Source organism: Candidatus Ponderosibacter sp. Uisw_141_02 (assembly GCF_048087665.1).
Lineage (GTDB): Bacteria > Pseudomonadota > Alphaproteobacteria > Puniceispirillales > Puniceispirillaceae > UBA3439.
The window spans coordinates 1,633,454-1,649,224 of record NZ_CP159807.1 but is presented as its reverse complement, the minus strand read 5'-3'; the positions used below and the strand labels follow the sequence as shown (position 1 = coordinate 1,649,224).

The following is a 15,771-nucleotide window of genomic DNA, read 5'->3' as shown; positions in this document are numbered from 1 at the left end:
ATTTGGGCTAGGGGAACAAACCTATGGATAAGATGATCCACACTGCCTTGCATACGATGCACGCGACTAAAATCCAGCAAAATGTTGGTGCGCAAAATATGGCAAACTCTAACGTGCCTGGATTTCGTAGCGACCAGATCGGTGGCAGTTTTGGATCACTTTACCTAAGCGCTGAAAACCAGCTTCAAAGCCGCGTTTTTGTCCGCGAAAGTGAGGCTGGGCTATTTTCTGATGAGCAAGGCCAAATTAAATTCACCGGGGAACAAACCGATCTTGCAATCAAGGGTAAAGGCTATTTTATGGTCGAAAATGGCGCTGGTAAAATGTCCTTTAGCCGACGTGGTGATTTTGTGCGGGGCATGGATGGCGACTTGTTGAATGGCGTTGGACAAAAAATCCTTGATACCAGCCTTATCCCGATCAAAGTGCCACCATTCCAGAAAATTTTTGTGTCTGAGGCAGGCCAAGTTTATATCCAGCCGGTGGGTGCCGAGCCAAACACACGCGTTCTGATTAATCAGATTGCGTTAAATTCAGGCGATGAAGAGGATATCATTAAAGATATTGATGGGGAATTACGCCCAAAGGCTGGATTTGATCGCGAAACTTTTAACCCTGACCAGAATGCGCTTCTGCAGCAGGGTTACATCGAACACAGCAATGTAAATGTCTTTGAGGAATTGGTTGCAAACACTGATCTGATGAAACGCTTTCAGCTAAATACAAAACTTATTTCGATCGCCAAAGATCTTGACGAAAGCAGCGCCTCGTTGCTTCGCATGCCAAATGGCTAATTAATGGGGTTGGCACAAAACTTGCTCTTCAAAGAGACTAGTGTTTCTCATGGAGCTTTAAGACAATGTCAACTTTTGCGATGCATGTGGCCAAAACTGGTCTGAATTCCCAACAAGTGAAAATGCAGGTGATTGCAAACAACCTTGCCAACGTAAATACCACGGGCTTCAAGAGCGATCGCGCAAATTTTGAATCGCTTCTGTATCAAATTTATCGCGGTGCAGGTGAAAATACATCTGAAAATACCAGCCTGACCTCTGGTCTCGCAGTTGGTACCGGCACAAGATTGCTGAACACCAATAAGCTTTTTACGCAAGGTAGCCTGATTGATACGGGCAATTCGCTCGATATGTCAATTGAAGGTAGTGGTTTTTTCCAAGTTCTGTTGCCTGATGGTCAGATTGGCTATACGCGGTCTGGCGCCTTTTCACGAAATGCCGAAGGCGTTGTTACAACAGCAAGTGGTTACCCACTCCAGCCCGAAATCCAAATTCCAAATGAAGCAACCTCGATCAACGTGTCATCAGATGGCATCGTGTCAGTGCAAGTGCCTGGCGCTGTTGAAGCCGAAGAGGTGGGTCAGATCACATTGGCTGATTTCACAAATAGACAAGGTCTTCAGCCAAATGGCGAAAGTATGCTGATCGAGACACCGGCAAGTGGTGCGCCAATCGTTGCCAACCCGTTCCAAGAAGGGATGGGGCGCCTGGTTCAGGGCTCGTTGGAAAGTTCAAATGTAAATGTTGTTCAACAGCTTGTCGATATGATCGAAACACAGCGTGCCTATGAGGTAAGCTCCAAGACAATCACTTCGGTTGACGAAATGATGCGCTATATCGCACAGAACCTCTAATCAGTTATTTGCCGGTCCGGAGGTTTTAAGTTCATGAAAATTATCGTTTTCAAATTCATATCGGTTGCCGCTCTTGTTGGGTTGGTTACCGGTTGCTCGACCTATACTGAACAGGTCGTTAGCCAGTCATTCCAACCAGCCGAAGCGCCAGTTATCTTGGCCAAATCCACTAATATGAACGGGGCAATCTTTCAGCCGGGGCGAAGCGGCCTGTTTGCCACTGATCAGCGAGCACGCCGTATCGGTGATATTCTAACAGTCAGTTTTAACGAAATTTATGCTGCAACCAAGGCACAGACAGCGGCGTCAAGCAAAACTGATGCTTTTGGTGTGACCCTGCCAACAGGCTTGCCAAATATGCTAACTGGCGGGTTTGACAAAGACGCAGCCGGATTGAATGCAGGCACAACCCGCAGCTTTGCTGGTTCTGGCAATGCGGTGCAGTCAAACAGCTTTAGCGGTTTATTGTCAGTTACTGTCATTCGGGTATTTGACAATGGCAACATGGAAGTTCAAGGGCAGAAAGAACTGACCTTAAACAATGGCAATGAATATGTGCGGGTTCGCGGAGTTGTTCGCCCCGAGGATATTTCAGCCGGCAATATTGTTTCATCTGACAGGCTTGCCGATGCGCAAATCCGCTACACCGGTTCAGGTCATCTTGCCAACTCATCCCAGCCCGGTTGGCTTAGCCAACTGATGCGGACAATTTCTCCATTTTAATGATGCTAAAGGCTTCGTGATTATCAATGTTTAAGATCATCAAAATTGGCATTATTGCCCTTGCTCTAAGCCTTAATGGATTGTCGCTAGTACAGGCTGACCGCCTCAAAGATTTAACATCGATTGCCGGAGTTCGCTCGAACCAGCTCGTTGGCTATGGCCTTGTAGTTGGTCTTGCTGGCACAGGTGATGGGAATGCGGCTTTAACGCAGCAATCACTACAATCAATGATTAGCCAATTTGGTGTTGTAACAAGCGCAGCAAATATGAATGGTAAAAATGCAGCCGCGGTTATCATTACCGCTGAACTGCCGCCTTTTACTAAGCCCGGGCAAAAGCTTGATATCGTTGTTTCAACGGTTGGTCAGGCAAAATCGCTTCGTGGCGGGACCTTGTTGATGACACCTTTGTTAGGCGCTGATGGCGAAACCTATGCGGTGGCTCAGGGCAATTTGATGGTCGGTGGTTTGGGCGTTGCTGGTGGTGATGGGTCATCTTTGACCGTTAATGTTCCCACTGTTGGCCGGATTCCAGGTGGTGCAAGCGTTGAAAAAATGATTGAAACGCCGTTTCTGGATAATTCCAATATTCTGCTCAACCTGCACCAGGGTGATTTTAGTACAACAAACCGTGTTGCCGAGGCGATCAATGACGTTTTTGGCGATGGCGTTGCCATACCGCTTGATTCAACCACGGTTAAGGTGCGCGCGCCAATTGATCCGGCGCAAAAAGTTTCATTTGTCAGTCTGCTTGAGAATGTCCAAGTCGAGCCTGATCGCCCACGCGCCAAGGTTGTAATCAACGCGCGAACTGGCACCATAGTTATCGGTGGTGACGTTCGGGTGTCGGCGGCGGCAGTCACGCACGGATCGCTGACGGTGCGCGTTAAAGAAGATGTTAATGTAACGCAAACCCAAGCGATGGCCTTGGCTGATGGGGTCGCCGCAACCGCGCCTGGCGCTGCTGTACAAACGCCAGACACGACCATAACAGCCGAAGAAGAAATAGCGCGTGCCTTTGTTTTTGACCCGGGTGTTGAATTATCGTCGATTGTCGATGCGTTAAACGCCGTTGGCGGCACACCATCTGATCTTGTTGCCATTCTTGAAGCATTGCGTGAGGCCGGTTCGCTTCGTGCCGAGCTGATTGTGATCTAGGGAGCATCTGATGGACAATATGATTCCTGCAATTGCCAAGCCGTTAAGCCCTGAATTGGCGCAGCTTCAACGTGCGCCTGAAGATCTGCATGCTGCGGCCGAGCAATTTGAAGCCATTTTTATCCAGACGCTTTTAAAGCAAGCCCGTCAGTCAAAGCTTGCTGATGATATTTTGGGCAGTAGCGCAGGCGATAACTACACTGAGATGCTGGAACAAGAACGTGCCAAATCTATGGCGCAAAACATGAACCTAGGTATTGCTGAGGCGCTGGTCAAACAATTCGGCCATGGCGCGCGCAAACCATCAGGTAACTAGGTGATGGTGATCCGATGACTAGTTTATTTGATGTTGGCAAAAGCGCAATTCAGGCCTACCGCCAGTCTCTGGGTGTAACCGGCCAGAATATCGCAAATATAAACACTGAAGGTTATAAGCGCCGTGAGGCTAACCTCGAGGAGGTTGGCGCAAGTCAGGGCGGCATCACCAGCATTGCTAATCAGGCTGGCCTAGGCGTACGTGTAGCCAACATAACGCGATCTTTTGACGCGTTCCTTACAGATAGCACACTTGCTGCTAATGCGAACTTTCAGCGAATGGATAGCTATGTAAAACAGCTTGAAAAAGTTGAAACTGCTTTACTGCCATCAGATGCCGATCTTGGTACGCAAATTGGTAATTTTTTTCGGGGGTTGGCGGACGTTTCGGCAGCGCCGAGTGATCTTGCGCCGCGTGTCGTTGCACTGGAGCAGGGGCGGAGCTTGGCAGCTGCTTTTAATTCAACTTTTTTACAGTTGGACAATCTCAAGACTGCAACCACCGCGCAAATGCAAGACGCCATAGAAGGTATTAACTTGCTTACCAAGGAATTGACTTCTGTAAATGATCGAATCCTGTCGTCGGGACAAAGTGGGAAATCACCAAATTCATTTCTCGATTTGAGGGACCGGCTAGTTCAGGATATTTCTGCATTGGCCGATGTGTCAGTCAGTTATACAGATCGCGGCGTTGCAAATTTGACAATCGGTTTGTCTGGTGCCGGACCTAGCCTTGTTGAAGGTACCAACAGAACCCCGCTTGGCTTTACAGAACGATATGACCGGATTGGCGGCCTGCAAGTTGTTCTAAACCCTCTTTCGTCACACACGCCGACAAGCCAGCTATCTGGTGGCATTATTGCGGGATTGAGCGAAGCATATGGCGCGATTGACGATGTGGTCAATCAAATGAACCAATTGGCTGTTCAGATCACTACCGATTTAAACTCGCAGCATCATCGTGGCGTTACCATGGATGGTTTGCGCGGTCTTGATATGTTTTCTGCGGTCAATGTTGTTGCCGAGAAGAACCCTTCTAACCCGGTAGAGGTTGAAGCTGAAATTACCATCACAGACCCAACCAAACTGCCAAAAACAAGCATGACTGTAACCTACATTCAAGCAAAAGAGGTTTGGCAGCTAACCGGACCAGACCTCGCTGAGACGGTTGAAGGCAAGTCACTTATCTCGACATCAGGCTTTGACGTTAGGCTGACTGGTCCAGCTCAAAATGGGAACAGCTTTACAATCGTTCCTGGTAAAAATGCGGCTGCGAATATGCAATTCCTTTTGACACGTCCGCAAGATATAGCTGCGGCAAGTCCTGATCTTGTAACAGCTGATAATAAGAACTCTAGTGATGCGACCCTGGAGGTGGCTCGGGTGAGCCCGAAGGGTTATCCAGAAACAAAATCCATTGCAGAGACATTGTCTAACTCTCTAACCGCTGTAGAGGCAAAAGAGTTTATTAACAATGGTCTTGTAGCCACCATCCCAGCAGGGACTAAAAATGTTGATATTGGCTCATTTACCAAGCAAGCATCGGCGAAATTTCAATTAACAGATCTTGCGCTGCAAAATGTAACACAAATGAGCTTTTCGCGGACTGGATCAAGTGATGATGGGCCGCATAGCTTTGGCATATCATATGCTGCGGCATATCCGAGTGATAACTCCGGCAAGGTTTGGGAGGATAGTGCGGATATTGCCAAGCTGTTAAACAATGGCTTGTTGCGTAGCGCGGCCAATCAGTCACTCTCCGATTTGGGAATGATAGCTAGCGGCCGTGGTGGCAATCTGACAATTACCTCGGCAGAGGGCGATTTTGAGATTACAGGCTCAGGGGTTCCTTCGATTTCGACTGGTGTTGGCGTAAACACGGCTGCAGTATCGGCATCAGTGAGTGCGTCAGATTTGCAGATATTTACCCGAGAAGGCCGGCACCTCGCTGGAGCTGCATTTTCGGATGCACAAATAACCGAATTTATGAAATCCGGAAATGGTTTTGACGACGAAGCAGTCTATAGCGCGAAATACTTAAATGATGTTGATAATGCCTATCGTGATATGTCAATGGATGTCAGCTTCTCCGGTGGCATGTACGCATTAGAAATTGGCAGTAATGGTATCGCACCGGTATTATCACAAGGCAGCTCAATTTTGCCTGGAAATACAACAGCTGCCTATAATTTGACAGTTGATCGTGCGCAAGGTGCCTCGCACGTTGTTTCGATTGATGAAGGTGCGTCAGCTGCTTCGGCAGCGGCGGCCATAAATGCAGTTTTACAAAATGCTGGTATCCGAGCTGATGCAACAACACGGGTAGAACTGTTTGAATTTCAGAATAATGGTGTGGTGACCTTTGATCTTGAAGCGGCAAACCGTTTGCCAATCGAGATATCAGCGGATGTGACCCCGACAAACCTGACTAACCTTGCCATAGCACTTAACAAAGTTGCTGCCGATACCGGCGTCTCAGCTGTTACATCGCCAGATAATCAGCGCATCATTCTTACTAGTGCTGACGGGGAAGATATTTCTATCAGCAACCTTTCAAGCACTAGCCCGTTGTTTTCAGGCCGGATGGTTGACGATGATGGTGTCGCCTTGTCAACACCAGTTGGAACCGTTTCTGCCTCTGGGGCTTTTAAAGATCCCTTGACCACAACTAATGCTGTGACTGACGCCCTTGTCTCTGGCGCCAATGTATCAACAACTTCAGCCTCTGGTGCGGGGGCTGATCTCAGCCTTACTAGTGATACTTCAGGTGTTTATAGCGTTACGATTACCAGTGGGGGAGTTGGGTCGGTAAGTCCGTATGTAGTCGGCGACACATTTTCTATTGATGGTACGCTTGTGGGTGGCAGCAGCACAACACACGATGTTGTCATTACAGTGACATCAATTGACGCCAATGGTGTCATCACCGGTGCGTCGGCAAGTGGTTCTGCACCTGGGCTAACGCAAGCCCAAACAACTATTACCTCTACTACAACGTCTGGCCTTGGCAGCGGGGCGTCTTTTGATGTCACTATGGCGGACGGCGTTGCGACTGTGGCGGTCAATGCTGTTGGTGACGGTTATGATGTTAATGATACTATAACCATCCTCGGTTCAGCTCTTGGTGGCACTGATGGTGTCAATGATTTAACTTTGACCGTGGCGACGCTCTCGGCGGGTAGCTTGGTGAGCTTTGGCAGTCTTATTAGTGGGAACACTATCGATACGGCGCGGTTTTCTGGAGGCATCGCAATGTTGTCGTCAGAGGACTTTAGCATCACCACATCGTCTGGCACAACAAACGCAGTGCAGGACGCAGCGCTTGGTGGCTTTGTCAATGTGAAATCAAACACAACAGGTGACACCAAACTGATTACGTTTGATGCTAGCCCATCCCTAGAGGCTGGCGGGTCGGCGTTGGATGGACTTCGGGCCATTGCGCCAAATGCTGCCTACGGAATTACTGTTCCGACCGGGAGTGGCAATGTTACATTTTCGGCAAGTGTAAACGCCAATGAGCTGTCTGTGATTTCAAATGGTTCAGTGAACCAGGCTCTCGTGAAAGAGCTGCGCGATCAGGCACCATTGGTGTCGATGTCGGCTGGTATGACTGCATCAGCCAAACAAGTTGTCAGTTACAGTTTCCAGCGAAGTGAAGCTGTTGTCGCTGCTGATGATAGTGTGAATGTAAAGATTAATGGTACGGTGATCGCCGTGGATCTCAGCGATGTCGACGGTTTGGGTACTCCTGCCACCACGGCGGCACATGTAACAACTGCCATTGTGACGGCAATAAATAATTCAAATATCGGTGTAACTGCCGCAACGACGGCATCTGCGCCAGACTACGGTGTTGAGTTAACTGCAAATCAGGCTGGAGAAATTTTTACGGTAGAGGCGTTCCAATTTAACGACTTGAATGAGACTGTTGCCCAGACACAATTTGGCCTTCAAAGTGAGACTGCGGCGCGCAGTTTGCCGCTAGATGGCACCATTGTTTCGATAAATTTTGGTAGCCAAGTCTACCAATTAAAGATGCAAGATGGCGAAGTTGTTGTTTCTGGACCAGAGGCTGAACGAGTTACGGCTTACTTTGACAGTGATAGCCGGTTGCAGATTTACGGTGGGGGAGCGCTCGCTGGAACGCCACTTACATTAGTAAGTGATACTCAAATTTCTGGCAACAGCACCGGTGCGGCTAGCTTTGGCCTCTCGAGCGCAACAACACGGCTTGCGGGGCAGCAGATCACGCTTGCGTCTGGTATGAATGATTTAAGCCTCAAGTTCAACGACGTTGATATTGCAGTCTCCTTAGATTTGGCAGGGGTTATTACAACCACCCCGTCTAGTGTGTCTGGATTGACTTTGCGCTGGGAGGCCGCTACTGCAACAACCGGCCGCCTCATTACTGAGTATGACAGCTTACAAAATACTCTCAGCGTAAATGGGCCAATAAATGCGCTTGGTTATAAAACAGCTGATCGCGAAATTAGCCTCCAGGCTGATGCCATAAAGGTGCAGTCAACAGACAATACGCCATTTGCGATTACTGCCACCGCAACAAGCATCGCAGGCACTAGGGTTACTCTGGACGACCTCCCTTATGAGGACTTACTCGTATTCACAACCGGTGGTGGAGCGCGTGAAATTGCTGCCGAATATGCCCAGCCAGTCGAGGTGCAAGACATTACGACCTATGAAATACGCAGCATCGGCGACACTGGTAACATGCTCGAGGTTTTTGATGCTGATACCGGTCATTCCATTGCAACTCGCGTGGTGAGCGGTGACCGCCAGACAACTTATGGCGAATTTTTATTTACTTTGCGTGGCCGCGCTGGAGATGGTGACAAATTTATCCTTCAACAAGATGCGTCAGGTACTGCTGATAGCCGCAACCTTGACCGCATGATCGCCATGCAAGCTGGAGATGACAATGTTGCGGGAAAAATGGGGTTCCAGGATATGTTTGGCGTGATGATTGCAGGTGTAGGGTCATCTCTGCGTTCTGGCAAGATTGCAACTGAGGTGCACGAAGAAAATTTGATGGCGGCCAAAGAGGCTGAATTCTGAGTTTGCTGGTGTCAATTTGGATACCGAAGCTGCCGCACTTCTTGAGTATCAACAGGCTTACCAAGCGTCTGCCCGGATCTTGTCAACAGCGCGTGAGTTGTTTCAATCTCTGATGGAAGTGGTTTAGGGGATAGATTATGCAAGTAAGCACTAAGCTAATGAATCAGCAGCAAGTTGCCCAATTTGGAAAACTAAATGCGAATATAGCTGACATTCAAGAGCGCATTTCAACTGGAAAGAAAATCTTGCGCGCATCGGATGACCCTGTTGCAGCTGTAAGTCTTTCTGTTTCAAAAGAACAAAGTTTGCTGCTCTCTCAATTTCAACGCAATGTTGACGCTGCTGAGACCAACTTAAACATGACTGATCAGACGTTGCAGGAGTCAGTAAATGTATTGGTGCGATTTGCTGAGCTAACCACGATGGCACGCAATGGAGCGTTGAATGCCGAGGGTCATATGGCGATTGCAATCGAGATGAAACAGTTGAAGGAGGTGTTGGTAGGCCTTGCCAATACAACTGACGCCAATGGTGCCGGTATTTTTAGTGGCTATAATGGCATGAGGCAGCCGTTTAAAGTGGCGGTTGATGGTAGTGTAGAATATCTTGGCAATCGCGGCCAAAACCATTTGCAAATTTCCGAAAATATGACAGTTGCCACTAATATTGATGGCGGCTCAGCTTTTATGCGAGTGGATACTGATGGCGGACGCCGCACCATTTTTGATATTGTTGATAGCACAATTAATGCAGTTCAGTCTGCTTCAGCCATTGTCGAACAGGCCGATGCAAGTTGGAGCGCCGATATGGCATTTGAACTGCCGAGCCGTATGGAAAAATGGTCCTTCGGGTTATCAGGCAGTAAGGGATCTGTTGATATCACTGCGTCAATTAATGAGGGCGGGTTACAGAACTTGGTTGATGAAATCAATCTTGCATCCGCTCAAACCGGTGTTGAAGCGACGCTTAATGCTGACGGGCGAACCATAACATTGCTTGATGATATGAATGGCCGCATCACAGTCAAAAATGTAGAAATTGAAGGTATGAATTCTGCCGTTGACGAAATTGGATCCTACGCGGAGTTTACTGGCCGTGACGGCGATGGCAAAGCTACAACCAAAACTATGAAATTGACAGACTCTGATCAGCTAGTATCTGCAAGTGTCGGAAACCTGCAGAGCGCGATTGATAATTTTTCATTGCAGCGTGCATACGTTGGGGGACAATTGAGCATGAGTGCCACTCAATCTGATGTTATATCATCGCGAAAGCTGGCAGTGGATAAAGATGTCTCAAGACTTGGTGATGCAGATTTGGCCGAGCTTGTCACAAGCCTGCAAGCGCAGCTTACAAATTTAAACGCGTCTCAAGCGGCATTCGCGAAAATTGGCCAGCAAAGCCTTTTTGACTACATCAGATAGGTGGCAACAGAATAACTAGAAATCAAGTGGGGCTCTGTAGCCCCGTTTTTTTTGGCTTTTGCAGAGGTGACCAGAATTGGCACAGTAATTGCTTAATTGTAGGGAATGTCAAATTTTTTGAGGAAACTGAAATGACTGGAACGAGAACACAGTGGAGGAGCGGCGACTATGCTGCTGGTATGGCTGTCTTACCGTTTGTGTCACCTTCAAGTACACCCACGATGTTTAATTTAAGGTTTAACACCATCAGTAACAGAACTTGGCATGCAATTTGCAGGACATTCGATGTGTCAAAAATTTTGGATTGGCTAGTGAAATGAGTAAGATCAATACAAATATGGCGGGGGTTACAACCCTCTATCATCTTCGTAACAAAGAAGACGCGATGAACCAGGCGCTTGAGCGTATTTCATCGGGGCTGCGTATCAACAATGCCGTTGATGATGCTGCTGGTGCTTCACTTGTAAACCGAATGACTTCGCAAGTTAAAGGTCTTGAAGCTGCCATCAGAAACGCTGCGGACGCGGTTTCCTTGACGCAAACCGCTGAAGGTGCTCTTGATGAGGTCTCTTCGATTCTGCACAGGATGCGTGAGCTCTCCGTTCAGTCAGCTAACGGCGTTTACACCGGCCAAGACCGACAGGCAATTCAAAATGAAGTGGGCCAGTTACAGCTTGAGCTAGCACGGATTGCCGAAAATAGTACGTTTAATGCTGTCAAAATGCTGAATGGCGACTTTACAAACACTTCTTTCCAGATTGGGTTCCAACCCGGTGATTCGGCCATATTGTCTATCGAGAATGTGGACCCAACAGGCCTGGGCGAGTATTTAGTAGGAACAGATCAGCTCGTTAATTCAAATTCGACCTTTTTCCCTGCAGGATTTCCATCAATAGCATCCAGTAAAGCGACCCTGAGCTCTAAGATTGCCGAAACTGAAGATCTTACAATTTATGGCAATGTCGGCAACGCAACCATCGACATTAATGGTGGTGCAACTGCAAAAGATATCGCCGCCGCTATTACTGCACGCAAGGGTGAAACAGGTGTCTACGCCGATGCTCAAACAAGAATGAATGTAGCTTTCTCTGAACTCGCTGCAGGGAGTGCAAAATCCCCAGATACTGTCTCGTTTAACCTCTACGGCAAGAATGGTACTGCGGTGCTGATTGCTGCTAACGTTGACTTTGGCATTGCTAGTGGCGCGGGTGCTAACCTTTCCGAGCTTGCTGGTGCCGTCAATGGAACATCAGGAAAAACTGGTATCACAGCGTCGCTGAGCATTGACAAGTCGACGATGACTCTAATTTCTGACGATGGCTATGACATTGTAGTGGAGAATTACAGCCTTGTTGCTGGAACAGGCCCTTCGATGAATATCTCAGGTGCAGATGAGAACTATGCTAATTTGACTGACTCAACCACTAAGTTCTCAGATGCGTCGACTGACTATTATAGCCCGATTGAATTAACCGCTGGTACAGACCCAGATACGGTTGGTGTTACTGGAGCAATTAAATTTCACTCACCATTTGTTTTTTCTGTGGCCACCGCGTCTCAGGGAACAGATGAGGCTCCAACTGTTACCGTAACGGACAATACAACTCTTGGTGACCTGACAGCAAGTACAACAAAGCTTATCGTTGTTCCCGAGACAGTTGGCGCGGCAGTAACGGGTAATTCTGGAGCATCTCCGTCTCCGTCTGGTATGACTATCGAATTTAGAACCGCTGCCGATGGGAGTATTCTTACACCAGTTAGAATATTGAACATGGGAAGTGGTTTTGAGTATGGTGATACCATTCAAATCAATGAGAGCCTCCTTGGGGGTACCGGAACTGACACGATTGATGTATTGCTTGGTATTCCGTCAGGAAAATCAGACGGAAATAAGATTGCTACCCCAGGTGGTTTGTTCTCAGGAAACCCATCGGGAGCTAAGCTGAGTTCTGTCTCTGAACTTGATGTTTTGAATGTGGCCAATTCGTTGAAAATGCTGACTGCAGTCGATGGTGCATTGGTGAGGATCGATCTTGAGCGTTCTGACCTTGGCGCAACGATGTCGCGGATGGAGCACACAATCAGCAACCTTTCGAACATTGTCATGAACACAAAAGCCGCCCGTTCGCGGATTGCGGATGCCGACATTGCCCTCGAGTCAACAGAGCTAAGTAAAGCACAAGTTCTTAATCAGGCGGCACAGGCGATGTTAGCGCAAGCCAACAAGGCGCAGCAATCAATCCTACAGCTGTTGAATTAAAATAATAAAAAAGCGCTCTCCCTTAGAGTGTGCATGGCTATCCACTCACTTTCAATGCGGCCCTTTTGGGCCGCATTTTTTATAGGTGTTCACATGAATTTTTTGGCATGTGGTTTGCAGCATTTATCTTTTGCAACGCTGCTTAGATATCACGCGTATCATCACAAGGGCTTCTTATTCTAATGGATGAAATGAAACAGGTACATACCAGCGCTGCGGGGCATATTAACGTTTCATTGGTAAAAGATTGCCTCCAAAAGGGTGATGTTAAATTAGCTTTACAATATTGTTATGAATTGCTGACCGAAGACCCACAGCATATTCAAGCATTGTCATTTGCGGCCCTTGCGTCTCGTAGTCTTGGATGGCTCGACGTCGCGCTGGATTTTATTAATCGCGCGATGATAGTGGCGCCAAACCAGCCAGCTATTCATAGTCTCATGGGGGATATATTGCTCATGCAAAAGAGGCCGCGGCATGCTTTGACAGAGTTTTTAAAGGCGCAACATCTTGGTGATGGCTCGGCTCAACTTAATTTTAATATCGGATCTTCTTATCTCGCCCTTGCCGTTTATGACGACGCAAAAATATATTTTGATCAGGCACTGTCCATCGACCCTAAAATGTTGGTGGCTCATGTTAATAAAGGGTTGGCTGAGCATTCATTAATGAATTTGGATGCGGCTTTAAATTGTTTTGATGCCGCACTTTGCATTGATCCCAGCAATCTGGATGCGCAATGGAACAAATCACATGTTTTGCTCACCCTTGGCAGATATGAAGAGGGGTTTCAGCTTTATGAAACCAGATGGAGGCATCCACAAGTAACGCTGAAAAAGCGGCGTATTGATAGTCAATTATGGCTGGGTCATGCAAATCTGTCGGGCAAAACAATTTTGTTATATGCCGAGGGCGGTTTTGGCGACACGATACAATTTATTCGCTATGCAAAATTATTTGACCCAGATGTGAAGCTGATTATCCAATGCCAGGTGCCATTGATAGAGCTTGTTAGAGGCATGGGGCTAGAGGCAGACGTTATCACGCCAGGTGACATGCCGTCGCCGCATGATTTCCATTGCCCATTAATGAGCCTGCCACTGGCTTTTGGCACAACTATCGAGACGGTGCCTCACTTTGACCAGTACATATATGCTTCAGATGAGCACGTCAAAAAATGGGGTGCGTTTGTGAGCCAAATGACGGGGCCAAAGATTGGCATTGTGGCACGCGGCAGCAATAGTTTTGTAAATGATAAAAATCGCAGTCTTGACTTGAAGACGCTGTTAGCTCCACTGCCTAAAAACGCAAGTTATATTGTGTTGCAAAATGACCTGTCTGATGAAGAGCGTGTGTTTGTGGATAGTTTTGAAAACATTTTTGCACCCGGTAAGAAGCTTGAGTCTTTTTCCGATACGGCCGCGATATGCAAGGATCTTGACCAGGTAATTAGTGTGGACACAGGTGTTGCACATTTATCAGCGGCTCTTGGTACGCCAACATCTGTATTACTTGCCTATCGACCAGATTGGCGCTGGGGCGCTGAAGATGAAACAACTGAGTGGTACCCAAGTGCTAGACTAATACGTCAGACCCGTGATGGGGAATGGGAGAGCGCCCTAAGCACTTGGCATATGGATTGCTTACAAGATTGTACATAAAAAAGGAGTTTCTTATGTCTTTAGAACAAGGCTTTACTATTATTGACCATGCGTTAAATCTTGCTGTTGAAGAATTGAAGTCAAAGGGCATGCCTGAACAGGAAGCCTATATTGCTTTGCTTGTTCGCTTATGGGGTACTGTGCCTGAAGAGGTTGCGGAAATTGCTAACATGCTAAGGGATGACCCTGACCTGATGTCAGCTATGAATATTGGCGCCACATCTGAACCATCTGCTGTCCCGGCCGAATAGCCGCACGATACTTGTCTGATTTTCGCTTTAGCCTCAGGAAAGAAGAAGTAACACAAAATTTGCACTGACCAGATCTGTATGGCTGATCGGCTTGGCTTGTTCTTAGGGGTTAATATAACTATGAAAATTTATCTTTTTGGACAGCGCAACAATCTGGGGGGTGGGACGCACTTTGGCGGCTTTGTAGACGCCATGAAATCGCTAGCAAACATTGGCGAATTGGTTGAGGAAGTTGAGGTTTCAGGAAAAAAAATCAGCCCTGTTGTCAATCGAATTCAAGCAACCGATGTGTCAGTTTTTTTCTTTCCCACCATGTCTGAACAGTTTGTCAAAGGAACCATAATAAAATGGGGTATTTTTGAGACTGATAGCTTGCCAGACGATTACATCAGCTACTTGAAACGATCTCACCTCGTATGGGTGCCGTCACAATGGGCGAAGACGGTTTTGGTGTCGCATGGAATAGATGGTGATCAAATCCATGTTGTTCATGAAGGGGTTGATCCTAACATTTATCATCCCTATTGCCGGCCAAAATCATCCACAAGTGGTATTTTCCGCTTTTTCATGTGTGGAAAAAAAGAAACGCGTAAGGGTTTCGATGAACTGCTGGAGGGGTTTAAGATCGCCTTCGGCACTGATATGACAACAGAACTGCATTTAAAGGCAGATTATTTCTGGGGTGGTCAGGGACAAGCTAACGCAAAACAGAACGAGCTGGCCCGTCAAATTGAGAGTCTAGGATTAACCAATGTCATCCCCATCTCTAGCTCACTATCAACGTCCGATATGGCATTACTTTATAACAATTATGATGCAATGATATTCCCATCGAGGGCAGAGGGATGGGGGCTACCGCTCATAGAGGCCATTGCATGTGGCTTGCCCGTCATCTCAACATATTATAGTGGTCACACTGAATATTTAGCTGCCATTGATGGTCAATTTGTTAGGCTGGATCATCAAATGCATCCCATAGCATGCCCTGAATTTCTTCAGCATTGGAAATCAGGTGGCCAGTGGGCAGTGTCTTCCCCAGAGGAAATCGCAGAAAAGCTGGCGTTTTTGAAAGAAAATTACAACAGCTTTCAACAACATGCGATGTTGGCCAGCCAGACCATAAGAGATCGTTTTTCTTGGCGTCATGCGGCGGAACAGGCGGTTGGGTCACTGCAGTCGGTTGGTTTTTTTCAATGGCAGAGTATTTTTGATGGCCAGTTTGCAAATATGGCTGGTCCAAAAATGGCATCGTGAAATGA

Annotated in this window: 12 protein-coding genes; all 12 read left to right on the top strand. The window is 47.4% G+C overall.

Features of this window, described 5'->3' with window-relative positions:
- The first annotated feature begins 23 nt into the window (after window positions 1-23).
- The 12 genes from ABXT40_RS08285 (at window position 24) to ABXT40_RS08230 (ending at window position 15,766) form a co-directional block, all read left to right on the top strand.
- Entirely contained in the window at window positions 24-794 is a 771-nt protein-coding gene (locus tag ABXT40_RS08285; protein ID WP_443645145.1) for a flagellar hook-basal body complex protein, read from the top strand.
- Window positions 795-859: 65 nt separating this feature from the next.
- Window positions 860-1,648: a flagellar basal-body rod protein FlgG gene (gene flgG, locus ABXT40_RS08280; protein ID WP_443645144.1), complete on the top strand. Its 789-nt coding sequence runs from the start codon at window positions 860-862 to the stop codon at window positions 1,646-1,648.
- A 33-nt stretch (window positions 1,649-1,681) separates the two neighbouring features.
- The gene (locus tag ABXT40_RS08275) at window positions 1,682-2,371 is read left to right on the top strand and encodes a flagellar basal body L-ring protein FlgH (RefSeq protein ID WP_443645143.1); all 690 of its coding nucleotides are present in this window, start codon (window positions 1,682-1,684) and stop codon (window positions 2,369-2,371) included.
- 26 nt (window positions 2,372-2,397) lie between these two features.
- Window positions 2,398-3,528: a flagellar basal body P-ring protein FlgI gene (locus ABXT40_RS08270; protein ID WP_443645142.1), complete on the top strand. Its 1,131-nt coding sequence runs from the start codon at window positions 2,398-2,400 to the stop codon at window positions 3,526-3,528.
- Window positions 3,529-3,538: 10 nt separating this feature from the next.
- Window positions 3,539-3,844 (top strand): rod-binding protein, encoded by a 306-nt coding sequence (locus ABXT40_RS08265; RefSeq protein WP_443645141.1) that lies wholly within the window; start codon window positions 3,539-3,541, stop codon window positions 3,842-3,844.
- Between the two features lie 14 nt (window positions 3,845-3,858).
- Window positions 3,859-8,916: a flagellar hook-associated protein FlgK gene (gene flgK, locus ABXT40_RS08260; protein WP_443645140.1), complete on the top strand. Its 5,058-nt coding sequence runs from the start codon at window positions 3,859-3,861 to the stop codon at window positions 8,914-8,916.
- Window positions 8,906-9,043 carry a flagellar basal body rod C-terminal domain-containing protein gene (locus ABXT40_RS08255; protein ID WP_443646990.1) on the top strand — a complete coding sequence of 46 codons (138 nt, stop codon included), beginning with the start codon at window positions 8,906-8,908 and terminating at the stop codon, window positions 9,041-9,043. The genes flgK and ABXT40_RS08255 overlap by 11 nt, the downstream gene beginning before the upstream one ends.
- A gap of 10 nt (window positions 9,044-9,053) precedes the next feature.
- Window positions 9,054-10,340 carry a flagellar hook-associated protein FlgL gene (flgL, locus tag ABXT40_RS08250; RefSeq protein ID WP_443645139.1) on the top strand — a complete coding sequence of 429 codons (1,287 nt, stop codon included), beginning with the start codon at window positions 9,054-9,056 and terminating at the stop codon, window positions 10,338-10,340.
- A gap of 316 nt (window positions 10,341-10,656) precedes the next feature.
- Window positions 10,657-12,600 carry a flagellin N-terminal helical domain-containing protein gene (locus ABXT40_RS08245; protein WP_443645138.1) on the top strand — a complete coding sequence of 648 codons (1,944 nt, stop codon included), beginning with the start codon at window positions 10,657-10,659 and terminating at the stop codon, window positions 12,598-12,600.
- A 182-nt stretch (window positions 12,601-12,782) separates the two neighbouring features.
- The gene (locus ABXT40_RS08240; protein WP_443645137.1) at window positions 12,783-14,261 is read left to right on the top strand and encodes a tetratricopeptide repeat protein; all 1,479 of its coding nucleotides are present in this window, start codon (window positions 12,783-12,785) and stop codon (window positions 14,259-14,261) included.
- Between the two features lie 14 nt (window positions 14,262-14,275).
- Window positions 14,276-14,512, top strand: coding sequence for a hypothetical protein (locus ABXT40_RS08235; protein ID WP_443645136.1), 237 nt, complete (start codon window positions 14,276-14,278; stop codon window positions 14,510-14,512).
- A gap of 120 nt (window positions 14,513-14,632) precedes the next feature.
- Window positions 14,633-15,766, top strand: a complete 1,134-nt coding sequence (locus tag ABXT40_RS08230) for a glycosyltransferase (protein WP_443645135.1) — start codon at window positions 14,633-14,635, stop codon at window positions 15,764-15,766.
- Window positions 15,767-15,771 lie beyond the last annotated feature (5 nt).